The sequence below is a fragment of the Mycobacterium sp. 29Ha genome, from assembly GCF_032883055.1.
Taxonomy (GTDB): domain Bacteria; phylum Actinomycetota; class Actinomycetes; order Mycobacteriales; family Mycobacteriaceae; genus Mycobacterium; species Mycobacterium gallinarum.
Window position 1 is genome coordinate 264089 of the sequence record NZ_JAMQTI010000007.1, and the last position, 6470, is coordinate 270558.

Consider the following 6470-nt stretch of genomic DNA (forward strand, 5'->3'; position numbering starts at 1 on the left):
CACTGATGGATCTCAATTTCGACGACGCGACCCTGGACTTCCAGTCCGAGGTGCGCGAATTCCTCTCGGCGAACAAGGACAAGTTCCCGACGAAGTCCTACGACACGGCCGAGGGCTTCGAACAACATCGGGCCTGGGACAAGGTGCTCTTCGACGCCGGCTTGTCGGTGATCACGTGGCCGGAGAAGTACGGCGGCCGCGACGCGTCGCTGCTGCAGTGGGTGGTCTACGAGGAGGAGTACTTCCGCGCAGGCGCGCCAGGCCGCGCCAGCGCCAACGGCACGTCGATGCTCGCGCCGACCCTGTTCGCGCACGGCACCCAGGAACAGCTCGACAGAGTGTTGCCCAAAATGGCCAGTGGCGAAGAGATCTGGGCGCAGGCCTGGTCGGAACCCGAGTCGGGCAGCGACCTCGCGTCGCTGCGGTCGACCGCCACCAAGACCGACGGTGGCTGGTTGCTCAACGGCCAGAAGATATGGAGCTCGCGGGCGCCGTTCGGCGAGCGCGCGTTCGGGTTGTTCCGCTCGGATCCCGAGGCCCAGCGGCACAAGGGGCTGACGTACGTCATGTTCGACTTGAAGGCCGACGGGGTCACGGTGCGCCCGATTGCCCAGTTGGGTGGCGACACAGGTTTCGGGGAGATCTTCCTCGACGACGTGTTCGTGCCTGACAACGACGTGATCGGTGAGGTGAACGACGGCTGGCGTGCGGCGATGAGTACGTCGAGCAATGAGCGCGGGATGTCGCTGCGCAGCCCGGCGCGCTTCATCGCACCCGCCGAACGCCTTGTCGCACAATGGAAAGCCAATCCCGATCCCGTATTCGTCGACCGGGTAGCCGACGCATGGATCAGGGCGCAGGCCTACCGGCTGCACACGTTCGGCACCGTGACCAGAGTCAGTGGCGGCGGTGAACTGGGCGCCGAGTCGTCGGTGACCAAGGTGTTCTGGTCGGATCTCGACGTCGCGATTCATCAGACCGCGCTGGACATGCGCGGCGCCGACGCCGAGCTGGTCGACTCGTGGACCGAAGGTCTGCTGTTCGCACTGGGCGGTCCGATCTATGCGGGCACCAACGAGATTCAGCGCAACATCATCGCCGAGCGCCTACTGGGCCTGCCGCGGAAGTAGACAGATGAACTTTGAGATTGACGAACAGCAGCGCGACTTCGCCGCCAGCATCGACGCCGCTCTCGGCGCGGCCGACATGCCCGCCGCGGTGCGCGCGTGGGCCGCGGGCGACCCCGCGCCTGGCCGCAAGGTCTGGGCACAGCTGGCAGACCTGGGTGTGACAGCCCTGATGGTGCCCGAGAAGTTCGACGGGATCGAGGCGCACCCCGTCGACCTGGTGGTCGCTGCCGAACGGCTTGGCCGGTGGTGCGTTCCCGGGCCGGTGACCGAATCCATTGCGGTGGCACCGGTTCTCCTCGCCAGCCACGATGACGGGGCCGCGCGCAGCGCTGCACTGGCGGCCGGTGAGCTGATCGCCACGGTCGCGTTGCCCCCGCAGGTCCCGCGTGCGGTGGACGCCGACACCGCGGGCCTGATCCTGGTGGCGGCCGACGGCAAGGTCAGCGACGGCACCGCGGGCGAGCAGGTGGAATCCGTCGACCCGAGCCGAAAGTTGTTCGAGGTCAGCGTGTCCGGTGAGGGCCAGGCGGCCGATGTGGCACGCGCATACGAGTTCGGCGTGTTGGCGACTGCGGCGCAGCTGGTCGGGGCAGGGCAGGCGCTGCTCGACATGTCGGTCGAGTACGCCAAGCAGCGCAGCCAGTTCGGCACGGTGATAGGTACGTATCAGGCCATCAAACACAAACTCGCCGATGTACACATTGCCCTCGAGCTCGCTAGGCCCCTGGTCTACGGGGCGGCGCTGTCGGTGGCCGACCAGACGCCGGAGACGGCGCGCGACGTCAGTGCCGCCAAGGTCGCCGCGTCGGACGCCGCGCTGCTGGCGGCACGCTCTGCGCTGCAGACCCACGGCGCGATCGGATTCACGCAAGAGCACGACATGTCGCTGTCGCTGTTGCGGGTGCAGGCACTGCGTTCGGCGTGGGGCGATCCCGCGCTGCACCGGCGACGGCTTCTGGAGGCATTGTGAGCGAAGAACGGGAACTGCTGCGGGGCACGGTAGCCGCACTGGTCGAGAAGCACGCGTCGCCCGAGGCCGTGCGGCAGGCGATGGAGTCCGAGCGAGGATTCGACGAGTCGCTGTGGAAGTTGTTGTGCGAGCAAGTGGGTGCCGCCGCTCTGGTGGTACCCGAGGAACTCGGCGGTGCGGGTGGTGAGCTCGCCGACGCCGCCGTCGTCCTCGAAGAACTCGGTAAGGGTCTGGTGCCTACACCTCTGCTCGGCACGACGCTGGCTGAGCTGGCGCTGCTGACCGCCGAGCAACCCGACGCCGACGCGCTGGAAGAACTTGCGGCCGGTACCAAGATCGGCACCGTCGCGTTCGATACGAATTTCGTGATCAGCGGCGACGTCGCCGACATCGTGATCACAGCGGACGGTGAGCGACTGAAGCGGCTGTCGGAGTTCACCGCGCACCCCGCGAAGACCATGGATCCGACGCGTCGGCTGGCCCGCGTCGAATCGCAGGGCGATACCGAGATCGGCGCCGACCCGGGGCTGGCCGATACGGCGGCGATCCTGCTCGCCGCCGAGCAGATCGGAGCGGCTGCGCGGTGTCTCGATCTCACCGTCGCGTACACCAAGGACAGGGTTCAGTTCGGCAGGCCGATCGGCAGCTTCCAGGCGCTCAAGCACCGGATGGCTGACCTGTATGTCGCGGTGCAGACGGCGCGGGCCGTCGTGAACGACGCGGTAGCCGAACCGTCGCCGACGTCAGCGGCGTTGGCGCGATTCTCGGCGAGCGAAGCGTTCTCCAAGGTGGTGGGCGAAGCGGTCCAGATGCACGGCGGCATCGCCATCACGTGGGAGCACGACATGCAGTTGTACTTCAAGCGAGCGCACGGCAGCGCGCAGCTGCTCGGGCCGCCTAGGGAGCATTTGCGCAGGCTCGAGTCCGAAGTGCTCTAACGTTGGCCACGTGACATCGCTGTCCTTCGTCCTGGACCAGAATCTCGGGTTGCCGACCAGCGACGAGCCGTGGAAGAGCATTCTCACCGCGGCCGACATCGTCGCGAGCCAGACCGCCGATCTCGCCGCCATCGACGAGGCTATCGCCCGACACCAGCCGGACGTCGCGTATGTGCCGACAGCGGACTTTCACCGGATCGTCCGAAGTGGTGACGACACCTACGTGGGACTGGCGATCGCCACGTCCAAGTTCACCGGCGATCCTCGTCAGACCAGCCTGCTCGTCGTCAGGGCCGATGATCCCGCGACGGGGTTGGCCGATTTGCAGGGCGCGGACTACGGATACATCAACACGGCCTGCACGTCGAGCTACTTCTCACCGGCGATTCTGTTGGCGAGGCTGGGGAAAGCGCGGGATGAATTCCTGCATCTGATTGCAGTCCCGGCGTGGCAAGGCCAGATCGATGCCGTTGTCTCCGAGCGAGTTCGGGCGACGATGGTCCTGGAGGATGTCTGGAGAGCAAGGTCGGAGAACGCCAAGGCGACGAAGATCATCGGGCAGTACGACAACTGCAAACCACCGGTGGTGATCGCGCGCAAGGGACTGGACGAAGGCACCCGCACCATGCTTCTCGGCGCGCTGGTCGCGTGGGTGCCTGATTGGAGCGGCGTGTACGGCGGACTCAAGCCCTTCTATTACGCCGACGTGCACGGGTTCTTCCACGACCTCGATCAACTCCCGGCCCGATGAACGTCTCGTTGCGTGCCGGCATCCCGCCGTTCTATGTGATGGACGTGTGGCTGGCTGCGGCGGAGCGTCAGCGCAGTCACGGCGATCTGGTGAATCTCTCGGCGGGTCAGCCGAGTTCCGGCGCACCGCAAGCGGTGCGCGCGGCGGCGAAGGCAGCGCTTGATCATACGGTGCTTGGTTACACTGTGGCGCTTGGTATTCCGGAGCTGCGGGCGGCGATCGCAGCGTCGTATCAGACTCGGCGCGGGCTGACGGTCGATCCGGCGGACGTGGTGGTGACCACCGGGTCGAGTGGCGGTTTCCTGCTGGCGTTCCTCGCATGTTTCGACGCGGGCGACCGGGTGGCGATCGCGAGTCCGGGCTACCCGTGTTACCGCAATATCCTGTCGGCCCTGGGGTGTGAGGTCGTGGAGATCCCGTGCGGACCGCACACGCGGTTCCAGCCGACGGCGCAGATGCTGGCCGAACTCGATCCGCCGGTTCAGGGCGTCATCGTCGCGAGCCCTGCGAACCCGACGGGGACGGTGATTCCGCCGGAGGAACTGGCGGCGATCGCGTCCTGGTGCGAGTCGACCGGAGTGCGGCTGATCAGCGACGAGGTCTACCACGGGCTGGTCTATGAGGGTGCACCCGAGACGAGTTGCGCATGGTCCACGTCGCGACAAGCCGTTGTGGCGAACAGCTTTTCGAAGTACTACGCGATGACCGGCTGGCGGCTGGGCTGGCTGCTGGTTCCGAAGGAGCTGCAGCGGGCCGTCGACTGCTTGACGGGCAACTTCACCATCTGCCCGCCGACGCTGGCACAAGTTGCCGCGGTCGCGGCGTTCACGCCGGAGGCGGTCGCCGAGGCAGACGCCCTGCTGCATCACTACGCGAGCAATCGGACACTCCTGCTCGACGGACTCCGCGGCATCGGCATCGACAAACTCGCGCCGACCGACGGCGCCTTCTACGTGTACGCCGACGTATCGCACCTGACGACCGATTCGCTGTCGTTCTGCTCGAAGCTGCTGGCCGACACCGGTGTCGCGATCGCGCCCGGCGTCGACTTCGACACGGTGCGGGGCGGATCGTTCGTGCGGCTGTCCTTTGCGGGCCCCGAGAGCGATATCGAGGAGGCTGTTCGCCGCATCGGCGCGTGGCTTGCCTAGAACGGTGGGGGCGAGTTGTTTTGTTCGCGTTCGGCTTTGATGCGGGCTTCGCGGTCTTGGGTGCGGGTGCGTTTACGTTGGGGCATCATCAACCCCCGGTCGGTGCTGAACGTCTGCGGCTTCAGTGGGGGTGGCAGGTCTCCGGTGGTGGTGTCCCAGTCGGGGAAGTAAACCTGTGATCCCGGATGAGTCGTGTAGGTGTGTCCGGTCGGCGAGGTCCACACCGCGCCACCATCGGGTCGCAGTGTCAGCTCCCAATCCCCGGTCCAAAAGGTCTTGAGCAAGTGATGTTTTCGGCACAGACACGCCAGATTCGACGCATGCGTGGCCCCCAGCGGGTAGGGGATCACATGATCGATATCGCAGAACTCCGCCGCCGTGGTGCAGCCGGGGAACCGGCACGTCAGATCCCGCGCCCGCACAAACCGCGCCAGCATCGCCGACGGCCGATACCCCGACTCGGGTTCAGCATCAGGTGTGCACAGGGGTTGCAGTTTGGCGCCGTTGCGCAGCAACTCGGCCAACAGCGGGGTCGGCAGCACCTCGGTCCCCGACAGCAGCGCGGTGCCAGAGGATTTGGGCCTTGCCGGGGCTGGGGTCTGCGGCCCCGAAGTAGCGGATGCAGTGGTGGCAGGCACGTCACCTTTCAGCCCGTCCACCGTGGCTTGATCGGTGTAGACGGTGACGACCAACGACGACTTCGGCGCCGGCTGGCCCGCCCGCGCCTCACAGGTCGGGGATTCACACGCACACGGCAGATGATCATTACCGTGGCTCCACGCCCCGATCGCATCGGCGCGACGCTCACCGGCCGAGCGGGGATCGTTGGGACACACCGTGGCCGCCATCGCCGCGATCTTCTTCTTCAACACCGCCGCATCCGCGGCGGTCAACCGACCCCACACCGATGTCGTGCCCGCCTCATCCTCGAGGTCACCGACCACGAAGTCGCGGCTCCGCGCGACGGTCTTGGCCACCATCAGCGCCGACTCATCGAACTCCAACACCAACCCATCCACCGCCGCGATCAACTTGTCCTCGCCCAGCGGACCCCACCTGCCAGCCCGCTCCGCGATCGCACGATCGATGACCGCCCATATCGCGTCGTCGGTGATGAACTGCGTGCGCCAGGTGATCGCCCCCACCACCCGCGCACTCACCTCGCCTCGAGCGAACATCGCGGCCACGGCAGGCAGACGATCCCGCAACGCCACCGCGATGCGCATCTGCCCTGAGGCCTTCCGCGGGCTGATGTTCATCGCCGCCGCGACCTCGGCCGCTGTGCAGTCCCACCAATCGCACGCCCACCGCGCCCGCTCATCATCATCAAGAACACGACGACGCTTCAACTCCGCGATCGCCGCCAACCGCCGCGCCGCGGTCGCGGCTTCAGCCCGAGTCAGATCCGCGATCGCCGCGACGACGGTGGCGTCGTCGGCTTCGGAGAACTCGAACATACATTCGAATATAGACCAGTCCACTGACTCAAACTTCTTGGCAGGGTCGCGTTGTGCATACGCGGCTGATGTT

General features: G+C 66.5%; 6 protein-coding genes. 5 read left to right on the top strand and 1 reads right to left on the bottom strand.

Annotation, left to right across the window (positions count from 1 at the left end):
• Positions 1 to 5 precede the first annotated feature (5 nt).
• The 5 genes from M1248_RS11975 to M1248_RS11995 are packed head-to-tail and all read left to right on the top strand — an operon-like array spanning position 6 to position 4940.
• A complete protein-coding gene (locus M1248_RS11975; protein WP_163731415.1) occupies positions 6 to 1130 on the top strand; it encodes an acyl-CoA dehydrogenase family protein in 1125 nt (374 codons plus the stop codon).
• 4 nt (positions 1131 to 1134) lie between these two features.
• Positions 1135 to 2100 carry an acyl-CoA dehydrogenase family protein gene (locus M1248_RS11980; protein WP_317148452.1) on the top strand — a complete coding sequence of 322 codons (966 nt, stop codon included), beginning with the start codon at positions 1135 to 1137 and terminating at the stop codon, positions 2098 to 2100.
• Complete coding sequence (locus M1248_RS11985; protein ID WP_317148453.1) at positions 2097 to 3038, top strand: acyl-CoA dehydrogenase family protein; 942 nt, start codon at positions 2097 to 2099, stop codon at positions 3036 to 3038. Before M1248_RS11980 ends, M1248_RS11985 begins: the two co-directional genes overlap by 4 nt.
• A 10-nt stretch (positions 3039 to 3048) precedes the next feature.
• Positions 3049 to 3789 carry a phosphate/phosphite/phosphonate ABC transporter substrate-binding protein gene (locus M1248_RS11990; RefSeq protein ID WP_317148454.1) on the top strand — a complete coding sequence of 247 codons (741 nt, stop codon included), beginning with the start codon at positions 3049 to 3051 and terminating at the stop codon, positions 3787 to 3789.
• The gene (locus M1248_RS11995; protein ID WP_163731424.1) at positions 3786 to 4940 is read left to right on the top strand and encodes a pyridoxal phosphate-dependent aminotransferase; all 1155 of its coding nucleotides are present in this window, start codon (positions 3786 to 3788) and stop codon (positions 4938 to 4940) included. Before M1248_RS11990 ends, M1248_RS11995 begins: the two co-directional genes overlap by 4 nt.
• Here the strand turns inward: M1248_RS11995 and M1248_RS12000 are convergent.
• Positions 4937 to 6397, bottom strand: a complete 1461-nt coding sequence (locus tag M1248_RS12000; RefSeq protein WP_317148455.1) for an HNH endonuclease signature motif containing protein — start codon at positions 6395 to 6397, stop codon at positions 4937 to 4939. The genes M1248_RS11995 and M1248_RS12000 overlap by 4 nt on opposite strands.
• Positions 6398 to 6470: the final 73 nt, after the last annotated feature.

Coding starts and splice junctions, on each gene's coding strand:
- M1248_RS11995 (WP_163731424.1), top strand. CDS start 3,786: ATGAACGTCTCGTTGCGTGCCGGCATCCCGCCGTTCTATGTGATGGAC.
- M1248_RS11975 (WP_163731415.1), top strand. CDS start 6: ATGGATCTCAATTTCGACGACGCGACCCTGGACTTCCAGTCCGAGGTG.
- M1248_RS11980 (WP_317148452.1), top strand. CDS start 1,135: ATGAACTTTGAGATTGACGAACAGCAGCGCGACTTCGCCGCCAGCATC.
- M1248_RS12000 (WP_317148455.1), bottom strand. CDS start 6,397: ATGTTCGAGTTCTCCGAAGCCGACGACGCCACCGTCGTCGCGGCGATC.